Raw genomic sequence first — 21,186 nt, forward strand, 5'->3', positions numbered from 1 at the left:
ATTATTGTGGCTGATGTGCCGCTTTCAACAAATCGTTTACCGTTTTTACAGGATTAAAAGTAATCAAAGGAACAGCTACAAAAACGGTTAACCAATTGGCCATCGATCCGTTCCATAAACCTGGTAGCTCATAACTTCTCACTGTTTTCCCATCAACACTTTTTTCTACAATAAAACCTGTTTTTTGATCTACAAATTGCAGTAAATCGAATTTTTCCTTTTTATAGTTTTTGATGCCGCAAACTAAATCTACAGGATTAAAATGTGTTGCTTCTGCTAAAATTGCCTGCTGTTTCTTGCTAGTCAAATCTACCTGAGAAGTTTCAACAATTTGAAGAGAGCTTATACCTTTATCATTCATTACCCAAAATGGTCCTCCCCCTGGTTCTCCTTCATTTTTTACCATTCCGCAAACGCGTATTGGTCTATCTAAAAGTTCTTTAATTTTATTTACTTTATTTTCAAAAGTAAATTTACTGAAGTCATTACTCATCTCGACATTTAGTTCTTCTTTTAAAAACAAAACAATATCTGCTAAATGATTTTCTTTGACATCATTTTGATCAATTGCTTTTAAATAAGAAAAAACTTTTTGTTGTATTTCTATTAAAACACCTGCTAGGGCCTTTTTATATAATGTAATTTTATCAATATGGTTCTGAATGACATTATCTATATTTTTAATGAAGATTAAATCTGCATCAAGATTATTTAAATTTTCAATCAAAGCACCGTGCCCTCCTGGTCTGAAAATTAAATTACCATTTTTATCTTTTACCAATCTGTTTTCTCCATCAATAGTAATGGAGTCTGTACTTCTATTTTGATACGAATAAGTAATATTAATTTTAACTCCAGCCGGTTCTTCAATCTTTTCTATTACCTCATCAACTCCTCTATAAAATAACTCTTGATGGTTTTCTGATACAGTAAAATGCAAATTCGAGACTTTATTTGAAGTAGCGTAATGTATACATTCATTTAAATGTTCTTCAATTGGAGTTGCAATATGCGTTTCATACCAATGAAATGGCAATACCGCCTTTGGTTTATTAGCAAAATTAAAATTGTCAGGAGACAACAATAATTTTATAAAATAATAATTCTTGTAATCTCTTTCAAGAGTTTCAAAATCAGGATAAATTTCTCTTAATTTTTCATCGATCGATTTGAAAAAAGGAAACTTATCCATTCCAATAATAAAAATGGCAAGTTCTTTATCTTTTTTTCTATTTATATACGCATTAATAGTTTCTTCCTGAATATCAAAATCATTCAAAAATGCATTCAAAAATTTAAACATTCTTGTTGCCGCACCAGAAGCAGGAACAAACTTTTTAATTTTTAAATTTTCTTTCTGTTTATCAAAAAAAACAGCTTTATCTTCAAAATCTTTTTCAGATAAACTTAAAATTCCATTATCAGTTGTGGCTGGACTTATTAAATTGCTTTTTGGAATTCCGTTGTCAAGAATTTCCATCTGTTTTAGAATTTTTTCCAAAGGAATTCCCCTATCGTAAATTTGAACAAAATCTGATGACGTAAATCCTTTTTCTTTAGCAATAGTCAATTCGCTAATAATAACCGTTGCTTTTGCCAAACGAGTTTCTTTATCGCCGGATAAGGTTATAAAAGGCTTTTTCGTATCTATTAAAGTTTGTTTAAAAACAGAAAAAACAGTTTCTCTTCCTTCTGGAGTATCACGAATATCATCTTTCTCCCAAGGAACATCAATGTCGGTAAGGAAAAACAAATCATATTCATGCTTGAGCGCCGCTTCATTCAAAAGCGGATCACAAAAACCATAATACATTTCAGAAAATACTTTGGTTACCATTAAGTTGGTATCACAAAACAAGTATTTATTTGCATTTGCCAGTTTTTCGTTTTCCAATGCAGTCTGACCGTACGCAATTGGCATCATATCATCGGCTACACAAATATGCTTATTCTCTTCCCATTTTTCTTGCAAATAATCGCGTGCAAACTCAGGAACCCATTCGGTTTCGTAGTAATCTGCAAGCTGTTTTGCTAAGGTTGTTTTTCCTGTACTTTCAGGACCAAACAAAGCAATTTTTATGATGGTTGTTTTTTGCTGTCTAAGATCTTTCTCCATTCTAAATAAGCTGAAATAGCCAAAATTGTAAAAATTATGTATTGAAGTGACAGCATCCCTAAACCGCGATAAGCGTAGAGAGGCACAACAATAATATCACCAATAATCCAAAGTGTCCAGTTTTCTATTTTTTTTCTGGCCATATACCACATTCCTGCGAAAAATATTCCTGACGAAATCATATCAACATAATTGTCTTTATGTATTTCATAATCGAAATATTTATAAATCCCGAAAACTACAAAAACAGTCACAATAAACAGTAAGATTCCGATTATTTTTTCATTAAAATTTGTACGGGTAATTGGCAGATTATCTTCTGCAGTCCCTCCTTTTGCCCATACATACCAGCCGTAGATACTCATAATCGAAAAATAAGCATTAATAATCATATCGCCGATATAACCCGCAACATAAAGCAGATATACTGATATTGCTGTCGCAATTAGTCCTGTCGGATACACCCAGATATTTTCTTTTTTAGCAAACCAAACACTTAAAATTCCGCAGACGAATACTAGGAACTCCAAAGCAATATGCCATAGCGGTGCATTCTTATAACTTTCTAAAAAAAAATCTATCATGAAAATGTGGTATTTGTCTTTTATAACTCAAAAAAACGACTGTTATTTTCAAAAGCAGTTCCAATAACAACCAAATCTGCTCCAGCCTGATAGGCTTTTTGAATTCCTTGCAAATCTACAATTCCTCCACCAACAATAACAGGAATTTGAATGTTTTGAGAAATAAGTTCAATCATTTCTGTTGGAACAGACTGTTTGGCACCACTTCCCGCTTCTAAATAAATAAGTTGGTTTCCTAACATTTCTCCTGCTTGTGCTGTTGCCAAAACCAAATCAAGATTTTCACGACTTAAAGGTTTTGTTTTACTCACACGGGCAACAGCTGTCTCATTGCCGCTTTCAATTAAAATATAACCTGTTGAAATAACTTCTAAATTTGTTTTTTTAAGAATTGGGGCAGCCTGAACCTGATATTCGATCAAATAATCAGGATTTCGGCCAGATAATAAAGAAAGAAATAAAATACCATCTGCTTTTGATGAAATCTGAGAAGGATCTCCAGGAAATAAAATAACCGGCAGATTTATTTTTTGCTTTAACTCCGAAATCAATTCTTCTAAAATGTTGTTCTGAACAATACTTCCTCCAACAAAAATGTGAGTTGCAGGGGAACCTTTAATTTTTCCAATTAAATGATCGACATTTTCCAATACAATTTTATCAGGATCCAAGAGCACTGCCAATAATTTCTGGCCATTGCTTTTAGCTTCTAAAATCTGCTGTCTGATAGTGAGTATTTGTTCTTGCATACGGGGTGTAAAAGTAAAAGATTTTTAATGTAGAAGAACTATTTTGAATGAATTATATTTGTCGAACGTCTTTTGATAACGTAAATAACACATTATGATTACAGTTGAATTACTAGAAAAGTACGGAGTCATAAAAAAATCATTTGATAAAAATGACATTATTTTTGAAGAAGGAAATCTACCGTCAAATTACTACCAGATTATTTCTGGTGAAATAAAAATGAGTAATTATAATGATGATGGGCGTGAATTTATACAAGGTATTTTTTATAACGGGCAATCTTTTGGCGAACCTCCATTATTCCTAAATCAAAAATATCCTGCAAATGCAATAGCTGTTGAAAATACTGAGCTTTTTATTCTTCCAAAAGAAAATTTCATGAAGCTTTTAGAAGAAAATCCAAAAGTGAGCATTCAGATAATCGAAAACTTAGCGCAAAGATTGTATTATAAATCGGTTATGGCGGCAGAGATTTCGACGCATGAACCTGAACATCGAGTTTTAAAATTAATAGATCACGGAATCGCCTATTTCAATTTTCAAAAAGATAAAAATGGTTATCTCATTAATTTTACCAGACAGCAAATTGGAGATTTAACAGGTTTACGGGTTGAAACTGTCATCAGAACCATTAAAGCATTGGAGAAAAAAGGCGAATTGAAGATTATTAACCGAAAAGTATACAGATAAAAAAAAAATCGTTTTATGATTAAAGTCATAAAATGTAGTCTATTGTAGCTGTAATTTTGTTGATATAAAAAACTGAATATCATGACACTATATCAAACAACATTCGACATTTTCAATAGAAATTATATGGGTTCTGCTGCAATGGCAGTAATTGGACAAAGCTGTTTAGGAGGCGCTGCAGCTATGTATGTTTTAGCAAACGGGACTTCTATTCCACAAATGATCCAACTAGGAATTATTGTTTTAGCTTGTGTTTTCGCAAATACATCTATTTTGGCACAAATGAAACATAAAGTAGTTTTCAACCTTATCATGTTAAGCACTTTTTTAAGTTTGTTCTTTATACTTTTAAATAGTTTAATTCTATGAGAAAACAAATAGAAAATAGAGCTGATGTTTCTTTTTTGGTTCATCAGTTTTATGCTAAAATAAGAGCCGATCGTGAAATCGGCTTTTATTTTAATGAAATGATTTCTGATTGGGATGCGCATCTCGAAAAGCTGACAGATTTTTGGGAAACCAATCTATTTGGTGTCCGAAAATACAAAGGAAATCCTCATGCGGTTCACAATGAAGTTGACGCTCATTTTGATGAGAAAATCACAACAAACGAATTCGGAATCTGGCTGAATCATTGGTTTCAAACCATTGACGAACATTTTGAAGGTGAGAATGCCGAAACACTAAAAAGACGCGCTCGCAAAATGAGCACTTTTCTATATATGAGTATGTTTCAGCATAGACAAAAAGAAAGCGAGATTTAAAATTCTTTATTTATTTAAAAGGCTTACGATTTACTTTGCGGAGTTTCTTGCGAAGATTCCCTGTTCCTCCGAATGACAAAATTGAAAATAAATCTTCAAATTTGGAATTTGGAATTTGGAATTTTTACATTAAAACTTTATTTCTCAAAAGCATAAACCAAAGTAAAAGTTCCCTCAAAATTATCCGATTTGACTTCCTGATAATGAACATCAAAATCCTTAATCAAATTATCAAAATGAAGACTTGCCTGAGTTTGGGTTTCTTCTAAAGAGAAATTGTCTACATTAATATGATCTTTAAAACTTATACCTTTTTCATTTCTTATTTTAAAGATTGCCTCTTTGGCACCCCAGATAACGGTAAGTTTTTTTATGTATTCTTCTATCGATGAAGGGTCTAAGTAATTGCATTCGAAATCTGTAAATTTATCTGCAATTCTCTGAATCTTTTCTCGCTGCAATTCCATATCAATTCCAACCTTTTCTTTACTTATAATGATTGCCGCAAAATGGTAAGAATGTGTAATTGAAATATGATTATCACAATCAAAATAAGGTTTCCCAAACTCATCATAATGTAAGTCTTTATCAGTAAAACCCATTTCCTGAATCAGCATTCTAACACTTAGAAAAGCACGCTGATGCATTTGAGATTTCATTCCATCTAGTCTGCGTTGCGTCTTTTCTTTCAAAGTAACGCGACTGTACAATTCGTCAAAAGATTCGGTTATTTCCCAAATTAAAATTTTAGTCGTTTCGTTGAATTGTATGGTCTGAAATAAAGGCATTACTTTTTAATTATAAATGGTAAATGGTTAATTATAAATGTTTAGTGGTAAATTTTAAACCATACAAGTTATTTAAGAAAATATAACTGTTGGTTTAAAGAATGCATTAGTAAATATAAGCAATTCGCAACAAAGGTAATAGTTTAAGAATCTTTTTTAAATGAACTTACATCACTTATATGGCTAAAAACAATTTTTAAAGTAACATTCTAGAGATTAAGAAATTAAAGATTTCACAAATCTGACAGAAATTAGTAAAAATAAAAAGCTATTCCTTAAATTTGCAAAAATTTTACAATTATACAAATATAATATAAATGAGTACTACAACTACGCCTTACGTGGCTTTCAAAGTAAAAGACATTTCTCTAGCGGCTTGGGGAAGAAAAGAAATTGAACTAGCTGAAGCTGAAATGCCAGGTTTAATGGCACTTCGCGCTGAATATAAAGACGAACAACCATTAAAAGGTGCTCGTATTGCTGGATGTTTACACATGACGATTCAAACTGCTGTTTTGATCGAAACTTTAATTGCTCTTGGTGCAGAAGTTACTTGGTCTTCTTGTAACATTTTCTCTACTCAAGATCAAGCTGCTGCTGCTATTGCTGCTGCTGGAATTTCTGTTTACGCTTGGAAAGGTTTAAATGAAGAAGAATTTGACTGGTGTATTGAGCAGACTTTGTTCTTTGGTGAAGATAGAAAACCATTAAACATGATCTTGGATGATGGTGGAGATTTAACAAACATGGTTATCGATCGTTACCCAGAATTAGTTCCTGGAATTAAAGGTCTTTCTGAAGAAACTACAACTGGTGTTCACAGACTTTACGAAAGAGTAAAAGCTGGAACTTTACCAATGCCTGCTATCAACATTAACGACTCTGTTACTAAATCTAAATTTGATAACAAATACGGATGTAAAGAATCTGCAGTAGATGCTATTCGTCGTGCAACTGACTTAATGTTGGCTGGAAAAAGAGTAATCGTTTGTGGATATGGTGACGTAGGAAAAGGAACTGCTGCTTCTTTTAGAGGTGCTGGTTCTATTGTAACAGTTACTGAAATCGATCCAATTTGTGCTTTACAAGCTGCAATGGACGGTTACGAAGTAAAAAAATTAGACACTGTAATTGCTAATGCTGATATCATCATTACAACTACAGGAAATAAAGATATCGTGGTTGGAAGTCATTTCGAAAAAATGAAAGACAAAACTGTTGTTTGTAACATCGGGCACTTTGATAACGAAATCGACATGGCTTGGTTAAACAAAAACCACGGTGCTTCTAAAATCGAAATCAAACCTCAGGTTGACAAATATACTATTACTGGAAAAGATATCATTATCTTGGCTGAAGGTCGTTTGGTAAACCTTGGTTGTGCTACAGGTCACCCAAGTTTTGTAATGAGTAACTCATTCACAAACCAGACTTTAGCTCAAATCGAATTATGGAACAACAGTGCAGCTTACAAAAACGAAGTTTACATGTTACCAAAACATTTAGATGAAAAAGTTGCTGCTTTACACTTAGCTAAATTAGGCGTTGAATTAGAAACTTTACGTGAAGATCAAGCTGCTTATATTGGTGTTGAAGTTCAAGGTCCATTCAAACCAGAATACTACAGATACTAATTGATTTTAGATTTCTGAGTTTAGATTTTAGATTATCTAAATACATATTCAAACCCGACAGGTTTTAAAACCTGTCGGGTTTTGTTTTTAACAGACAAAAAAAGATTTCTTTTCAAAAAATTGTACTTTTATAAATATCTGCTTACTTTTAATAACCAGAATAAGAATCTATTTATCAAATACTTAAATAGTAAAAAAATTGAAAAAAACATCTTATTTATTCGTCTTCTTATTTTTACTCAGCCTTCCGCAAATTATTTTTTCTCAGGAAAAAAAGCCTAAAGTCGTATTAGTGTTAAGTGGCGGGGGCGCAAAAGGGATTGCTCACATTCCTCTTTTACAGAAATTAGACTCTCTTCACATTGTTCCAGACCTTATTGTTGGAAACAGTATGGGAAGTATAATAGGTGGTTTGTATGCAATGGGATATTCTGGTGACAGTATAGAAAAAATCACTAAAGATATTTATTGGGATAAACTCTTAGGCGGAGGGCAGTCATTACGAGCTGTAAGTGCCGAAGAAAAAAGAGAATTTCAACGTTATTTAGTCGGAATCGGCGTTAAAGACGGAAAACTTAACAGCATTGGCTCTCTCTTAAATGATCAAAATCTAAGAGAATACCTTTCTGAGCTAACCTTTCCGGTATACAATGTCAAAGATTTTGACAGTCTGCCAATTCCTTTCAGAGCTATGGCTACAGACTTGGTTGAAGGAAAAGAAGTTATTTTAAGCAAAGGAAGTTTATCTTACGCCATGCGTGCCAGCATGTCGCTGCCTGCTATATTCAAACCAATGCCTTACGGAAAAACTGTTTTGGTAGACGGTGGAGTATTAAATAATTTCCCAACTGATGTTGCCAAACAAATGGGTGCCGATATTATTATTGGAAGCGATGTCGGAGGCGGAATGGAACCTGTCGATAAGCTAAACAATCTTATGACCATATTAATGCAGACCAGTATGTTCCCCAGCAACATCAAAAATCCTGCAAACCGAGATTTATGTACAATATTGGTTGATCATTTACCGAATCTTCGTTTTTCTACTGCCGATTTTGCCAATAGCAACGAAATTTACAAAGACGGTAAAATTGCCACAGATCAAAATCTTCCAGCTTTAATTGCGCTTTCAGAAAAGTTAAAAGGATTTCAGCAGCGAACTCACAAATTGCCCGATATGCCAAATGAGTTTGTATTGGACACAATCGTTTATAAAAAAATAAGCCCCGAAAATATGCCTCTCGTTGTTGGACGAGCAAACCTGAAAACCCATGTAAAATATACTACCAAAGATTTAATTGCAGGAATTAACAGAGCAATGGGAACCAATCTTTTTGACGAGATTACATATAGTTATTTCATCAAAGATGGAGACAAATTAGGCATTACATTATTTGGTTTCGAACGTGCCAAAAATCAGCTAAATACCTCAATTCATTATGACACGTACAGAGGTGTCGGAATCATTTTTAACTACACAGGACGAAATGTTCTTGCCGATGCATCACGTCTTCTTTTAACGGTCGATATTGCCGAGCAGCCAAAAGCAAGAATCAATTACCAGAAAAATTTTGGACAACACCGAGAATGGTGGTGGATGTCTGAGGCCTATGGAGCTTTACTTCGCCAAGAAATTTATATTAATGGTAAAGCATCAGACAATATACTTTACAATACTTTTGAAGTAAACAATGAAGTAAACAGAAACTTAAATTCTCTAAAAAGTTATGTCGGTTTTGGACTAAATTATAGTTATACAAATCTAAAACCAAAATATGACCGTGAATACAACCCTAATTATTTAAGTATCAACAACTACAGCTTTAACAATATCGAGTTCAACTTTCATTATTCTTATAATGACATGGATAAAGTTTTCTTTGCCACCGACGGAACTATTATAAAATCAAACATAGCGCGATCACTTCTTACCGATCTTGATGCCTCACTTTACGATCCAGACTTTAAGCGTATTTCTGGCTCAACAAATGGCTACACCAAATTGGGTTTAACTTATGAAAAGAGATTGCCCCTAAAAAAGAAAATTACAGGAATTATAGGTTTTGATTCCTATTTTATTTTTCAAGACAAACTTAAAAATGACGATCTTCCGTTTTCAGGACTTGGCTATGCTGCAAAATACTTTATAGGTGGTATTATACCAAGTTCTGGTAGCAATCGCTTCTCATTTGCAGGACTTCATGAAGACGAACTTAATGTTACACAATATATGGGGCTCAAACTTGGATCTCAAATAAACTTAATCGGAAAAATTTATCTTACTCCTCATTTCAATCTTGCTTCTGTTGGTTTTGAAAATTTCAACGATTATATAAAACATGCCTTCAATCCAAAAGGAAATTGGGATGACAATCTCGATACCAGTCTCGTAATATCTGGAGGAGCAGCGATTTCTTATCAATCTATTTTAGGCCCAATTCATTTTGATACTTCATGGATCAATAATATAGACAAAGTACGATTATTTTTCAGCGTAGGATTATCACTTAATCCATAGGAGAATTAATCCTAAAAGTTTAAGTTTGAAATCCAAAACATCTGGAAGAATAAAAGAAGACAGGAAATTATGATTGAAAAAGTTTTATGCGAAACACATGGCACAAAAGAAATGACTTTTGGCTGTATTCACATTGCAATGGCGACCGACTCTAAAGAAAAAGTAGGTTTTTACTATTCAGAAGCCGAAGAAGATCTTCCTCAAATTGCCTGGTGCGGAGAATGCGAACAATGGCTTCTTGATAATGGCGAAGAATGGACTGATGTTTTTCAAGCCAAAGCCGATTTTCAAATGTTATGCATCAATTGTTTTGATGAAGTAAAAAATAATGAAACAGAAACTCATATTCGATAAATAAATTCCCCTTCGTTTTAAACAAAGCTTAACTTTGTAAAAAACGACAATCATGAAGAATTTTTTATTTTTATTTATCGCTATAATATTCGAAATCATTGCTACCTCAGCATTAAAAAAGTCTGAAGAATTTACCAAACTCATTCCAAGTATCATTACCATTATTGGATATTGTGGCGCTTTTTATTGTTTGAGTTTTGCCATCAGGACCATTCCTGTCGGATTTGCTTATGCCATCTGGTCTGGAGTCGGAATTGTTCTAATTACAATTATTGGCGCTATTTTTTTCAAAGAAATTCCAGATTTACCAGCAATTATTGGCTTAGCTTTAATTATAATTGGCGTAGTTGTAATTAATGTTTTCTCTAAAACTACAGCTCATTAAATCAAAAAATATTATTTTTGATAGTATCAAATGATACTATCATGAAACCTCCTTATGAGATTACACCCACTATATTAAAATTGATAAGTTCTATTTCTGAAAAAATTGGAGCACTGAACGCTGTATATCTTGATAAACAGTCTCCAAAACTAAGAAAACAGAATAGAATCAAAACAATACATTCTTCTTTGCAAATTGAAGGAAATACTTTAACAGAAGAACAAATAACTGCATTAATCGAGAACAAAAGAGTAATTGGTCCTCAAAAAGATGTATTAGAAGTTTTAAATGCTATTAAAGTTTATGATGATTTAGAAAAATATAAATCGACTTCTTCCAAAAGCTTTCTAAACGCTCATCAATTATTGATGAAAGATCTAATTCTTGATGCTGGAAAATATCGAAAACAAGGGGTTGGAATTGTAAAAGGAACAAAAGTTGCACACATAGCTCCTCCTTACGAGAATGTCCCGTTTTTAATGAATGATTTATTTGAGTACTTAAAAAATAAAGATGAATTAACTTTAATAAAAAGCTGTGTTTTTCATTATGAGATGGAATTTATTCATCCCTTTTTAGACGGAAACGGAAGAATGGGAAGATTATGGCAAACCATTATTTTAATGGAAGAATATCCTGTTTTTGATTTTTTACCTTTTGAGACATTGATAAGTAAAACACAAGATAGTTATTACAAATCTTTAGCTATGAGTGACAGCAGCGGAAAATCAACTTATTTTATTGAGTACATGCTAGATGTGATAAATAAATCACTAGAAAACTTACTCAATTATGATAATAGAACAATAAAAGACATTGATAGATTAGAATACTTTTATTCTCTCGGAATTAAAGAGTTTACAAGAAAAGATTATATGCATGTTTTTAAAGATATTTCAGCAGCTACTGCAAGCCGTGATTTAAAAAAAGGACTTGAACTAAAGCTTTTTGATATTACAGGAAATCAGAGCACTGCCAAATATACCTTAATTAAATCTTAGTTTTTTTTAAAGAGAGCATCTTAACCATGAAAATCCGCAAAGCTACAATCTCAGACCTTCCCGAAATGCAAAAATTGTATGTAGAAACCATTCAATCTGTTTGCAAAAACGATTATAATCCGCAACAAATTGAAGCGTGGACTTATGGCATAAAAAATAAAGAACGCTGGATTGAAGTTATCGAAAAACAATTTGTTTTACTAGCCATTATTGAAAATCAGATTGCAGGTTTTGGAACCTTAAAAGATGGAGATTACATTGATTTCTTCTACATTCATAAAAATTTTCAGCGACAAGGAATTGCAGACAAAATTCTAAATGAATTAGAAACTGAAGCTAGAAAACATCATTCCAAAATCATAACTTCAGATATTAGTATTACTGCAAAACCATTTTTTGAAAAGAAAGGATTTGCTGTAAAAGCCGAACAAAAAAATATTCGTTTGGGCGTTGAATTGATTAACTTTAAGATGGAAAAAGAATTGTAAAATTTTGTTTCAAGTTTCAGGTTTCAAGTTAAGCTGGAACTTGAAACCTGAAACTTGAAACAAAAAACAAAGCAAGTTTCAGATTTTATACCTGCCAAAACCAAACGATCTTTGCCTTATAAAATGGAAGAAAAATGAACACACAAGAAACCATTAATTATAACCGCATTGCAGAAGCAATCGATTATATCAAAGCAAATTTTAAAGATCAGCCCAATCTTGATGAGGTTGCAGAAAAAGTGCATTTAAGTCCGTTTCACTTTCAGAGGCTTTTTAGCGAATGGGCAGGAACGAGTCCGAAGAAGTTTTTACAATTTACAAGCATCGAACACGCCAAAAAATTACTCAAAGAAAATCAGGCGACCGTTTCTGAAACTGCTTTTGAAACAGGATTATCAGGAACAAGCCGACTTCATGATTTATTTGTCAATATCGAAGGAATGACTCCTGCCGAATATAAAAACGGAGGAAAAAATCTAGCCATCAATTACAGTTTTGCTGAAAGTCCGTTTGGGAATATTATCGTCGCATCAACACAAAAAGGCGTTTGTTTTATGGCTTTCGCCGAAGATGAAATCACTGGACTTGTTGCCTTAAAAGATAAATTTCCGAATGCCTCTTTTACTCAAAAACTAGACTTAGCACAGCAAAATGCACTATTCATTTTTCAGAATGATTGGAGCAAATTATCTGAAATCAAATTGCATTTAAAAGGAACCGATTTCCAGCTGAAAGTTTGGGAAGCTTTGCTTAAAATCCCAATGGGACAGCTTTCTACTTATGGTTCAATCGCACACCAAATTCAAAAACCAAATGCTTCACGCGCTGTCGGAACAGCAATTGGAAGCAATCCTGTTGCGTTTCTCATTCCATGTCATCGTGTAATTCAGTCTTCTGGAACTTTTGGCGGTTACATGTGGGGAAATACTCGAAAAACAGCCATTATTGGCTGGGAAGGCGCACAAATAAATCTATAAGTTTTTTTGCCACGAATTCACGAATTATTTTTTTAAAATCTTTGCGATTATTTATTCGAATTAATTCGAATAATATTAGATAAAGTATTTACAAAAAAATTCGTGAATTCGTGGCAGAAAAAAATCGTAATCTAAAAATTCTTTATGCAAAATATACAATCAAAAATTGCTTCCCAAAACTGGGAAAGCATCACTGAATCTATGCACGAAAATGGATTCGCAATCATTCCGAAAGTCCTTAATAATGAACAATGCGAGGATTTAAAATTCGATTATGACAACCCATCCATATACCGAAAAACAGTTGTAATGGAGCGCTACCGATTTGGCTTGGGCGAATATAAATATTTCAATTATCCGCTTCCAGATTTAATTCAGAACATTCGATCTTCTATTTATCCTAAACTAGCTCCAATTGCCAATGCTTGGATGAAAGCCTTAAATATTGATACGGTATTTCCAGCAAAACATGAAGATTTGCTAAAACAATGTCACGACAATAATCAGCTTAAAGCAACAGTTTTAATTCTAAAATACGGCAAAAGCGGTTTTAATACTTTGCATCAGGATTTATATGGAGATGTTTATTTTCCTATTCAAATTGTACTTTTTCTAAACGAACCTGACGAAGATTTTACTGGCGGTGAATTTGTTCTAACGCAGCAAACTCCAAGAGCTCAATCTAAAGCGATTGTTTTGAAACCTAAAAAAGGAGATATTTTAGTTTTTACAACCAATTTTAGACCAGTAAAAGGCACAAAAGGATATTATCGTGTGAATATGAAACATGGCGTAAGCGAAGTACATTCGGGTGAAAGATATACGTTGGGAATTATTTTTCATGATGCTCTTTCATAAATATTTTTTTTCCGCCACGAATTCACGAATTATTCGTTTTACAAACTTTATCAGAAATTATTCGAATTAATTCGAATAAATAATCGCAAAGATTTTAAAAAGAAAATTCGTGAATTCGTGGCGGAAAAACAAAACACAAAACAATATGTTTCAACATAACAAAATAACCGATTCAGATCTTCGTATTAAAATTAAAAATGCGGAAATTTGTTTCGGTGGCAATCAGAAATTAAAAATCTACGGAACGCTAAAATGTTCTTCGGGAAAAAGAATGAAAAGAGAAAATCGTGTCTTCTTTTCCTCTGAAATAAATGCCAAACAAAATGGTTTCAGACCTTGCGGACATTGTATGAAATCGGAATATCTAAAATGGAAAAATGGACTTATTTAATCCTCAAACAGACGAAACAACCAATCTGCTTCCAAAAGATGGAACGGTGAATTATTATGGAAAATTATTTTCGAGAACAGACGCCGATTCCTACCGTGATATTTTATTAAATACAATTGAATGGAAAAATGATGAAGCCATCATCTTCGGAAAACTAATCCTCACCAAAAGAAAAGTAGCTTGGTACGGTGATCAGAAATTTGAATATACGTATTCGAATACCACAAAAAAAGCGCTACCGTGGACTCCTGAACTTTTGAAACTCAAAAAAATCATTGAAGAAAAAACAGGTGAAACTTTCAATTCCTGTCTGCTGAATTTATATCATTCTGGAGAAGAAGGAATGGCTTGGCACAGCGATGCCGAAAAAGATTTAAAGAAAAATGGTGCAATTGGCTCAGTAAGTTTTGGAGCAGAACGTAAGTTTGCTTTCAAACATAAAGAGTCTAAAGAAACCATTTCTCTAATTTTGGAACATGGAAGTTTATTGGTCATGAAAGATGAAACGCAAACACATTGGCTTCACAGACTTCCTCCAACAAAAACTACACAAAAACCAAGGGTTAATTTGACTTTTAGAACAATTGTGAGATAGCAATTCTATTTCTTTTGTGAAGCCACAGTTTCGTAAGATCGTATCAAAGCATCTTCAAACATTTCGGGTCTTACTCTTGAAAGTTCGACAATTGTCCAGCCTTGTTTTCCCCATTTATTTGGAATTGGATAGAAAATCTTTTCGCTTGACGCGCAAAAAACAGACTGATCAATTTCGTTTAACTTTAAAACGGCGTGATTATTTTTTTCATCAAAAGTGGCAAAAATTTTCTTTTTGATTCGGAAAGAAGTTTTCTCAAAGTGAGGTTCTTCTGTTGCATCTGGAAATGACATTGCTAACTTTCTAAATTCTTCAATTGAAACCATAATATCATTTTTAAATTATTATCCCTCTACCAGCCTTGATTCAGTCCGTTTTTAAGAACCTCATCGTATTTTCCTTTATCAAAAGAATATAAGTTTGGAGCTTTATGCGCTACATTGCTTTTCTTTTCATCAAGTTTTGTAAGAATTCCGATATTGGTGATTTTACGTAAAAAATTTCGGCGGTCAAGTTTTTTATCTAAAATCGTTTCATACAATTTCTGCAATTCCGGAATTGTAAATTTCTCTGGCAATAAATTGTAGCCTATAGGCATTAAATTCAATTCAATTCTTAATGTGTCCAAAGCTTTATCGAGAATTTCACGATGATCTAGAATAAGTTCAGGAACTTCTTTATGGTCGATCCATTCAACAACTTCAAGTCTGTTTGCAGGATTTGGAAGGATTTTAGAAAAATCGACCAAAGCATAATATCCAATCGTTACAAAACGGCGCATAAGCCATTTTCCTTTTGCTTCTTCAATTTTAAGGTATTCCAGTATTTTTTTATCAAAATGCTGTTTGTTGCGATCTACTTTTCCAAAGGTTGCAAATTGTCTTAAAAAAACACCATCAACGCCAGTTCTGCTATTCAATACCGTGATTGCAGCCGTATCTATATCCTGATCAACAGGAATAAATCCGCCGGGTAAAGACCATTTATTGGCTCGTTCCACTTTAATCAATAAAACTTTTAACTGATTATCATGAAAACCAAAAATGACACAATCTATAGAAAGTCCTGGCTGGTAATTTTCGTTATTATCTATAATGTCTTTTAACATCAAAAATCTATATAAATTCTTCTTTTAATAACACTGCAATTTACTTCATTTTTATAAAACTCACGTATTTTTATAAAGAGATGATTTTCAATTAAAACAGAAGTGTTCAAACTACAATTTTAACGAAAATTTAAAATCAAATTTAAAAAAAATAACTACATTGCGTCATAATAACACATTACTGATTTTAATTGTTAAAATTGAAATCGATAAACAAAGAAAAACAATACAAAGCTACCATTTATCTTCAAAGTGAGTGTAGAAATTTAAATGTAGAAAACCATGAATACCAATACTTTAAAAAATTTCAATCAAAAGATTAGAAGTAAAATTCTAAATTCTTTTGGTTTTGTTTCTAAAACCTATCTCTTAGAAGCTTCCTTGAAATACAGTGAAGAACAGGAAAGGATTTTCAATGAAATGATTGTTGAAACTGATGCGAAAAACAAAAAAGAAAAACAAGAAGCATTCGATAAAGCCTTGTACGCTTCTTATAAAGGAATTGGTGCCATGGATTTTGTAAATACTGTTATAAAATAACCTTGTCCCTGTTTATAATTTATAATGCAGCCTCACTTTAGTGAGGCTTTTTTTTTATTATAAATTTCACAATAAAATGAAAGAAAATGGTCATTTATTAATTATTTTAGCTGTTTTAAAAGTAAGAATATACCCCTATAGAAAAAGTACATGGAAAACATCATTGAATCAGAAAGCTACAAAATTCAAAAACCAGAAAGCTGGGCACCTACAATTAACGACGATCAACTTATTGACTATATAAAAGAATCGGATTTCTCTAACAAACAAGTTGACGAAGGACGTGATTTCTGCTATTTCTTAGATAAAGTTTATTACACAAGTGATACTGAAAACAGTGAATATGCTTGCGTTGCCTATACACTTAACGAACCTTCAAACCTAGAAAGCGCTTCTGTAAGAGATGTTGTTGTAGAAGAAAACGAGACTTATGTTATACACAGAATAAGTGTTTTGAGAGATGGTGTTTTGATTGATAAAATCGCTGATACTAAAATTAAAGTTTTGGATAGCGAAAATCAAAGCGAAGGCGGTATTTTGAGTAGCAATAAAAAAGTAAATATTACGATTAAAGATTTGCGTCTTTATGATGTCTTGATTACCGAAGATTCTCGCACAAAGGTTTTTACAGATCGCGATTTTATGAGAAAGGAGTTTCTTAAATATGTGTATGTAACGCCAAGTTCTTATTGGGCTTACGGAAAGTATAAGTTTTCTTTCATCAATGACAGAAAAGAAACAATCGCTTACAAAAAAACATTTTTCAGAGATGAAGAAGGGAATGTTATAGAACCCGAAATCAATCACTTGAAAAAAGGAGAACAATTTGTCATCGAAAAAGACGATTACATTAACTCTTTTGACGTTAATAGAGAAATTGCTCCTTTTATTGATTTTGCTACAGATCGTAATTGGATTGATTTGTCTAATTATATTTCTCCGCTCTATGAAGAAATATACAGTAAAGCCTCTTTAAAAGAGTTTGCTCCAAACCTTGTTGAAAAACTGGATGCCATTGCTGATCAAGACGAGAAATTACAATTTGCGATTGATTACGTACAGAATCATGTGTATTATATTTTTAATGCTGATGAAATGAACGGCCACAAACCGCAAGAACCATCAGTCACTTATGAAAATAAACAAGGTGATTGTAAAGCAAAATCGGTTTTACTGAAAGTGGTTCTGGATTATATCAATGTTGATTCTTCTGTAGTATTGGTAAACTTTAATTCGGATCATTACATCAAATATTATCTTCCATCTTTATTGACTTTTAATCACGTTATTGTAAAAATCAATTACAAAGGCGAAACGTATTTTGTTGATGCTACTTCTAGAGATGAATTTGGGTTAATTGAAAACCGTGGTTATATCTACTTTATGCATTATTTGGAAGTAAAACCAAATCAAGAATTAGCTATCAAAGAACCTCATAAATTCCCTTATTATGGTATAACTGAAAAAGCCGATTTCAGTGCTGAAAATAATTTGGGCCAGCTAAAGTTGGTTACGACTTACAAAGGAAATCGTGCCAATTATATGCGTAAATATTTTAAAAACACTAACAAAAGAGAAATCATTGACAGTTGGAATAATTTCTTATTCTATGCTTTAAATTATTCTGGAGATAGAAACGGAACTGATATCAGAACCATTTTTAAAGATGCGTCGATTGAAATTGTAAGCGATGATAAAAAGCTGAACGAGTTTACAATTCAGTATAACACTTCGATTGAGAACCCTTATTTTACAGATCCTGAAAAGAATCGTTTTTTAATGTATTTTGATAGAAATGTGGTTAAGAATTCTGCACGCGATTTTATGCACAGCGATCTTTCTTTCTGGCATAATTTTGATAACGAAAAATACGAAATCAACCTAACGACAGATCAGAAAATAGATACTCAGGAAAAATACACTGTTCAAGAAAGCACTATTACAAATCCTTATTTTGATTTTACAAGCCGCAAAAAAGTAACCAAAAATGGCGCTTCTATTTATGTCGATTTTAAACCATTGATCAATTTAGAAATTCCTAGTGAAGATTTTGAAGATTTTAGAAATGCACATCACGAAATTGCAGACAGTAATTTCGGAATTGGAATCGATATTATTGAAGAAGGCTTATTGAATATGCTGAAATATAGTTTTAAAAAACGACTTAAATAATTTTGACATAAAAAAAGCGGGATTTTAAAATCCCGCTTTTTTATTTAATATCTATTTTGCTAAATTTTTTCAACACATAGAAACATAGTTAAAGACTTAAATAAAAGGCATTTCACTAGTTTAAATGCACATAGTTTTGCTATGTGTGGAAACTTGTTTCTTTTATTCTCTTTTGTACGACACAAAAATCTATGTCTCTATGTGTTAAACAGTACTTTTTAATTTCACCCAATGGGCTAATTCACTAATTCAAAATCAGATTTTAATTTAATATCTGCTGATGAAGCTCCAATCATAACTTCGAAATCTCCTGGTTCAGCAACCCATTCTACTTTATTATTGTAGAAAGAAAGTTTCTCTTTGTCAATTGTGAATTCGATTGTTTTAGATTCGCCAGCGTTTAATTTCACTTTTTGGAAATCTTTTAATTCTAAAACTGGTCTCACAACAGAACCAAATTTATCTTTCAAATACAACTGAACTACTTCTTCTCCTGCCACTTTTCCGCTGTTTTTCAATTGGAACGAAACCTTAATTGTTTCATTGCTTTTTATTTTAGTTGAAGATAATTTCAAACCAGAATAATCAAACGTTGTGTAGCTCAAACCATATCCGAAAGGATATTTTGGAGAATTTTTCAAGTCGATATAAGCTGAAACATAGTTTGTTGAGTTTTCATCTTTAGCTGGTCTTCCTGTACTAAAATGATTGTAATAAATTGGCACTTGCCCTACTTCTCTTGGGAAAGTCATTGGCAGTTTTCCAGACGGATTGTAATCTCCAAACAAAACATTTGCAATAGCATTTCCTGCTTCCGTTCCTAACCACCAAGTGTACATAATAGCAGGAACATTGTCTGCAGTCCAGTTAAAAACTAAAGGTCTTCCTGCATTTATTAAAACTACAACCGGTTTCCCTGTTGCTTGAATTGCTTTTACTAAATCTTCTTGAACACCTGGCAAATGCAAGTCGCTTCTGCTTTTCGCTTCACCGCTCATGTCGCGTCTTTCACCAATACTCAAAATTACAACATCTGCTTGTTTTGCCGTTGCAACCGCTTCTGCAAAACCATCTTTGTTTGTTCCTTCAATCTCACAACCTTTTGCGTACAATAATTTGGTGTTTTTGCCCACTTTATTTTGCAATCCATCCCATTGCGAAACGATCCATTTATTGTAATCTACTTCTGGAAGTTCTACAGACCAAAAGCCCATGTTCTCTTTGTATTCTTTAACCATTGGTCCAATAAATGCAATTGTTTTTACATTTTTAGAAATTGGCAAAGTCTGGTTTTCATTCTTTAATAATACAATACTTTTCTCCGCAACTTCAAGGGCGGCTTTTCTGTGTTCTGGATTATTTAATGCTTTTTCTGCACGTTTTTCATCAGAATATCTGTAAGGGTCATCAAATAATCCTAATTCGAATTTCTTGCGAAGAATACGTCTTACTGCGTCATCAACCAAATCTATAGAAACTCTGCCTTCTTTTACTAACTCTGCTAAATTCTTACGGTATGCATTACTTTCCATATCCATATCGCTTCCTGCAGTAATAGCAGAATATGCTGCCTCTTTAAGATCTTTAGAGTAACCGTGTGCTACCATTTCTCCAATTGATCCCCAGTCTGAAACTACAAAACCTTGAAAGTTCCATTTTCCTTTTAAGATATCTCTTTGCAAATGTGCATTTCCAGTTGCTGGAATTCCGTTAATATCGTTGAATGAATTCATAAATGTTGCTGCACCAGCGTCTAAAGCCGCTTTAAATGGTGGCAAATAGGTTTCCCACAACATCCTTTCGCTCATATCTACAGAATTATAATCTCTTCCTCCAACTCCGGCTCCATAAGCTGCAAAGTGTTTTACGCAAGCCATAACTGAGTTTAAATCTCCCAATTTGTTTCCTTGAAAACCTTTTACTCTTGCGTAAGCAATTTTAGAACCTAGATAAGTATCTTCTCCTGCTCCTTCCATTACACGTCCCCAACGAGGATCACGGCTAATATCTACCATCGGCGCAAATGTCCAGTGAATTCCACTTGCCGCAGCTTCTGTTGCTGCTACTCTTGCTGCTAATTCAATTGCTTGTAAATCCCAGCTTGCCGCTTCGGCTAACGGAAGCGGAAAAGTAGTTTTGTAGCCATGAATAACGTCTTGACCAAATAACAACGGAATTTTAAGTCTTGACTGCATCGCCAATTCCTGATATCCTCTAGTATATTTTGTTCCGATTACGTTTAGCATCGAACCAATTAAACCTGCTTTTATTTCAGCTTGTTTATTTGGGTTTATTGTAATTGGACCTGTTGCCTGATTATCGCCCGTATATTGATTTAACTGACCAATTTTTTCTTCGATTGTCATTTTCTTCAACAGATCATTGACTTTCTGATCTATTGACTGCTGTTGTGCCGACGCAAAAAGCGAAAGCATAAATAGCGTAATTGTAGTTACTTTTTTCATGTATTTAA

Annotated in this window: 22 protein-coding genes; 15 read left to right on the forward strand and 7 right to left on the reverse strand. The window is 32.9% G+C overall.

What is annotated here, in order from left to right:
- Position 1: 1 nt before the first annotated feature.
- The 3 genes from DM397_RS20370 to DM397_RS20380 are packed head-to-tail and all read right to left on the reverse strand — an operon-like array spanning position 2 to position 3,449.
- Positions 2-2,116 (reverse strand): DUF4301 family protein, encoded by a 2,115-nt coding sequence (locus tag DM397_RS20370; protein ID WP_111379297.1) that lies wholly within the window; start codon positions 2,114-2,116, stop codon positions 2-4.
- Positions 2,077-2,700, reverse strand: coding sequence for a nicotinamide riboside transporter PnuC (pnuC, locus tag DM397_RS20375; protein ID WP_111379299.1), 624 nt, complete (start codon positions 2,698-2,700; stop codon positions 2,077-2,079). Before pnuC ends, DM397_RS20370 begins: the two co-directional genes overlap by 40 nt.
- 20 nt (positions 2,701-2,720) lie before the next feature.
- Entirely contained in the window at positions 2,721-3,449 is a 729-nt protein-coding gene (locus DM397_RS20380; protein ID WP_111379301.1) for a phosphoglycerol geranylgeranyltransferase, read from the reverse strand.
- Positions 3,450-3,543: 94 nt separating this feature from the next.
- On the opposite strand from DM397_RS20380, the gene DM397_RS20385 reads away from it, so the two are divergent.
- The 3 genes from DM397_RS20385 to DM397_RS20395 all read left to right on the forward strand — a co-directional run bounded on the left by DM397_RS20385 (position 3,544) and on the right by DM397_RS20395 (position 4,904).
- On the forward strand, positions 3,544-4,140 hold the full coding sequence (locus DM397_RS20385) for a Crp/Fnr family transcriptional regulator (protein WP_111379302.1): 597 nt from the start codon (positions 3,544-3,546) through the stop codon (positions 4,138-4,140).
- An 81-nt stretch (positions 4,141-4,221) separates the two neighbouring features.
- On the forward strand, positions 4,222-4,509 hold the full coding sequence (locus DM397_RS20390; protein WP_111379304.1) for a hypothetical protein: 288 nt from the start codon (positions 4,222-4,224) through the stop codon (positions 4,507-4,509).
- Positions 4,506-4,904 carry a group III truncated hemoglobin gene (locus DM397_RS20395; protein ID WP_111379306.1) on the forward strand — a complete coding sequence of 133 codons (399 nt, stop codon included), beginning with the start codon at positions 4,506-4,508 and terminating at the stop codon, positions 4,902-4,904. Before DM397_RS20390 ends, DM397_RS20395 begins: the two co-directional genes overlap by 4 nt.
- Before the next feature lie 137 nt (positions 4,905-5,041).
- On the opposite strand, the gene DM397_RS20400 is transcribed toward DM397_RS20395, so the two are convergent.
- On the reverse strand, positions 5,042-5,692 hold the full coding sequence (locus DM397_RS20400; protein WP_111379307.1) for a 4'-phosphopantetheinyl transferase family protein: 651 nt from the start codon (positions 5,690-5,692) through the stop codon (positions 5,042-5,044).
- 317 nt (positions 5,693-6,009) lie between these two features.
- Here DM397_RS20400 and ahcY point away from each other — a divergent pair, with 317 nt between their 5' ends.
- The 10 genes from ahcY (at position 6,010) to DM397_RS20450 (ending at position 14,893) form a co-directional block, all read left to right on the forward strand.
- A complete protein-coding gene (ahcY, locus tag DM397_RS20405) occupies positions 6,010-7,326 on the forward strand; it encodes an adenosylhomocysteinase (RefSeq protein WP_111379309.1) in 1,317 nt (438 codons plus the stop codon).
- A gap of 199 nt (positions 7,327-7,525) precedes the next feature.
- Positions 7,526-9,844: a patatin-like phospholipase family protein gene (locus DM397_RS20410; RefSeq protein ID WP_111379310.1), complete on the forward strand. Its 2,319-nt coding sequence runs from the start codon at positions 7,526-7,528 to the stop codon at positions 9,842-9,844.
- Positions 9,845-9,913: 69 nt separating this feature from the next.
- Entirely contained in the window at positions 9,914-10,198 is a 285-nt protein-coding gene (locus DM397_RS20415) for a hypothetical protein (protein ID WP_111379312.1), read from the forward strand.
- 52 nt (positions 10,199-10,250) lie between these two features.
- The gene (locus DM397_RS20420; protein ID WP_111379313.1) at positions 10,251-10,583 is read left to right on the forward strand and encodes a DMT family transporter; all 333 of its coding nucleotides are present in this window, start codon (positions 10,251-10,253) and stop codon (positions 10,581-10,583) included.
- Positions 10,584-10,624: 41 nt separating this feature from the next.
- Positions 10,625-11,584 carry a Fic family protein gene (locus DM397_RS20425; protein ID WP_111379315.1) on the forward strand — a complete coding sequence of 320 codons (960 nt, stop codon included), beginning with the start codon at positions 10,625-10,627 and terminating at the stop codon, positions 11,582-11,584.
- Between the two features lie 26 nt (positions 11,585-11,610).
- A complete protein-coding gene (locus DM397_RS20430; protein ID WP_111379316.1) occupies positions 11,611-12,072 on the forward strand; it encodes a GNAT family N-acetyltransferase in 462 nt (153 codons plus the stop codon).
- Between the two features lie 134 nt (positions 12,073-12,206).
- Positions 12,207-13,049, forward strand: coding sequence for a bifunctional helix-turn-helix domain-containing protein/methylated-DNA--[protein]-cysteine S-methyltransferase (locus DM397_RS20435; protein ID WP_111379318.1), 843 nt, complete (start codon positions 12,207-12,209; stop codon positions 13,047-13,049).
- A 144-nt stretch (positions 13,050-13,193) separates the two neighbouring features.
- The gene (locus DM397_RS20440; RefSeq protein WP_111379320.1) at positions 13,194-13,907 is read left to right on the forward strand and encodes a 2OG-Fe(II) oxygenase; all 714 of its coding nucleotides are present in this window, start codon (positions 13,194-13,196) and stop codon (positions 13,905-13,907) included.
- A 145-nt stretch (positions 13,908-14,052) separates the two neighbouring features.
- On the forward strand, positions 14,053-14,298 hold the full coding sequence (locus DM397_RS20445; RefSeq protein WP_111379321.1) for an Ada metal-binding domain-containing protein: 246 nt from the start codon (positions 14,053-14,055) through the stop codon (positions 14,296-14,298).
- Positions 14,285-14,893 carry an alpha-ketoglutarate-dependent dioxygenase AlkB family protein gene (locus DM397_RS20450; protein ID WP_111379323.1) on the forward strand — a complete coding sequence of 203 codons (609 nt, stop codon included), beginning with the start codon at positions 14,285-14,287 and terminating at the stop codon, positions 14,891-14,893. The genes DM397_RS20445 and DM397_RS20450 overlap by 14 nt, the downstream gene beginning before the upstream one ends.
- A 5-nt stretch (positions 14,894-14,898) precedes the next feature.
- Here the strand turns inward: DM397_RS20450 and DM397_RS20455 are convergent, their stop codons facing one another.
- Together DM397_RS20455 and DM397_RS20460 are read right to left on the reverse strand one after the other, a co-directional pair.
- Positions 14,899-15,219, reverse strand: coding sequence for an MmcQ/YjbR family DNA-binding protein (locus tag DM397_RS20455; protein WP_111379325.1), 321 nt, complete (start codon positions 15,217-15,219; stop codon positions 14,899-14,901).
- Between the two features lie 26 nt (positions 15,220-15,245).
- Positions 15,246-16,001: an NUDIX hydrolase gene (locus tag DM397_RS20460; RefSeq protein WP_111379326.1), complete on the reverse strand. Its 756-nt coding sequence runs from the start codon at positions 15,999-16,001 to the stop codon at positions 15,246-15,248.
- A 282-nt stretch (positions 16,002-16,283) separates the two neighbouring features.
- Here DM397_RS20460 and DM397_RS20465 point away from each other — a divergent pair, with 282 nt between their 5' ends.
- Entirely contained in the window at positions 16,284-16,541 is a 258-nt protein-coding gene (locus tag DM397_RS20465) for a hypothetical protein (RefSeq protein WP_111379328.1), read from the forward strand.
- A 150-nt stretch (positions 16,542-16,691) separates the two neighbouring features.
- Complete coding sequence (locus DM397_RS20470) at positions 16,692-18,713, forward strand: hypothetical protein (RefSeq protein ID WP_111379330.1); 2,022 nt, start codon at positions 16,692-16,694, stop codon at positions 18,711-18,713.
- 236 nt (positions 18,714-18,949) lie between these two features.
- On the opposite strand, the gene bglX is transcribed toward DM397_RS20470, so the two are convergent.
- Complete coding sequence (bglX, locus tag DM397_RS20475; protein WP_111379331.1) at positions 18,950-21,178, reverse strand: beta-glucosidase BglX; 2,229 nt, start codon at positions 21,176-21,178, stop codon at positions 18,950-18,952.
- Positions 21,179-21,186 lie beyond the last annotated feature (8 nt).

Origin of the sequence: Flavobacterium nitrogenifigens, assembly GCF_003254565.1 — a bacterium.
Classification (GTDB): Bacteria; Bacteroidota; Bacteroidia; order Flavobacteriales; family Flavobacteriaceae; genus Flavobacterium; species Flavobacterium nitrogenifigens.

Bases quoted from the DNA above. Each gene is read 5' to 3' on its own strand.
- DM397_RS20370 (WP_111379297.1), bottom strand. From the start codon at position 2,116: ATGGAGAAAGATCTTAGACAGCAAAAAACAACCATCATAAAAATTGCT.
- pnuC (WP_111379299.1), bottom strand. From the start codon at position 2,700: ATGATAGATTTTTTTTTAGAAAGTTATAAGAATGCACCGCTATGGCAT.
- DM397_RS20380 (WP_111379301.1), bottom strand. From the start codon at position 3,449: ATGCAAGAACAAATACTCACTATCAGACAGCAGATTTTAGAAGCTAAA.
- DM397_RS20385 (WP_111379302.1), top strand. From the start codon at position 3,544: ATGATTACAGTTGAATTACTAGAAAAGTACGGAGTCATAAAAAAATCA.
- DM397_RS20390 (WP_111379304.1), top strand. From the start codon at position 4,222: ATGACACTATATCAAACAACATTCGACATTTTCAATAGAAATTATATG.
- DM397_RS20395 (WP_111379306.1), top strand. From the start codon at position 4,506: ATGAGAAAACAAATAGAAAATAGAGCTGATGTTTCTTTTTTGGTTCAT.
- DM397_RS20400 (WP_111379307.1), bottom strand. From the start codon at position 5,692: ATGCCTTTATTTCAGACCATACAATTCAACGAAACGACTAAAATTTTA.
- ahcY (WP_111379309.1), top strand. From the start codon at position 6,010: ATGAGTACTACAACTACGCCTTACGTGGCTTTCAAAGTAAAAGACATT.
- DM397_RS20415 (WP_111379312.1), top strand. From the start codon at position 9,914: ATGATTGAAAAAGTTTTATGCGAAACACATGGCACAAAAGAAATGACT.
- DM397_RS20420 (WP_111379313.1), top strand. From the start codon at position 10,251: ATGAAGAATTTTTTATTTTTATTTATCGCTATAATATTCGAAATCATT.
- DM397_RS20425 (WP_111379315.1), top strand. From the start codon at position 10,625: ATGAAACCTCCTTATGAGATTACACCCACTATATTAAAATTGATAAGT.
- DM397_RS20430 (WP_111379316.1), top strand. From the start codon at position 11,611: ATGAAAATCCGCAAAGCTACAATCTCAGACCTTCCCGAAATGCAAAAA.
- DM397_RS20435 (WP_111379318.1), top strand. From the start codon at position 12,207: ATGAACACACAAGAAACCATTAATTATAACCGCATTGCAGAAGCAATC.
- DM397_RS20440 (WP_111379320.1), top strand. From the start codon at position 13,194: ATGCAAAATATACAATCAAAAATTGCTTCCCAAAACTGGGAAAGCATC.
- DM397_RS20445 (WP_111379321.1), top strand. From the start codon at position 14,053: ATGTTTCAACATAACAAAATAACCGATTCAGATCTTCGTATTAAAATT.
- DM397_RS20450 (WP_111379323.1), top strand. From the start codon at position 14,285: ATGGACTTATTTAATCCTCAAACAGACGAAACAACCAATCTGCTTCCA.
- DM397_RS20455 (WP_111379325.1), bottom strand. From the start codon at position 15,219: ATGGTTTCAATTGAAGAATTTAGAAAGTTAGCAATGTCATTTCCAGAT.
- DM397_RS20460 (WP_111379326.1), bottom strand. From the start codon at position 16,001: ATGTTAAAAGACATTATAGATAATAACGAAAATTACCAGCCAGGACTT.
- DM397_RS20465 (WP_111379328.1), top strand. From the start codon at position 16,284: ATGAATACCAATACTTTAAAAAATTTCAATCAAAAGATTAGAAGTAAA.
- DM397_RS20470 (WP_111379330.1), top strand. From the start codon at position 16,692: ATGGAAAACATCATTGAATCAGAAAGCTACAAAATTCAAAAACCAGAA.
- bglX (WP_111379331.1), bottom strand. From the start codon at position 21,178: ATGAAAAAAGTAACTACAATTACGCTATTTATGCTTTCGCTTTTTGCG.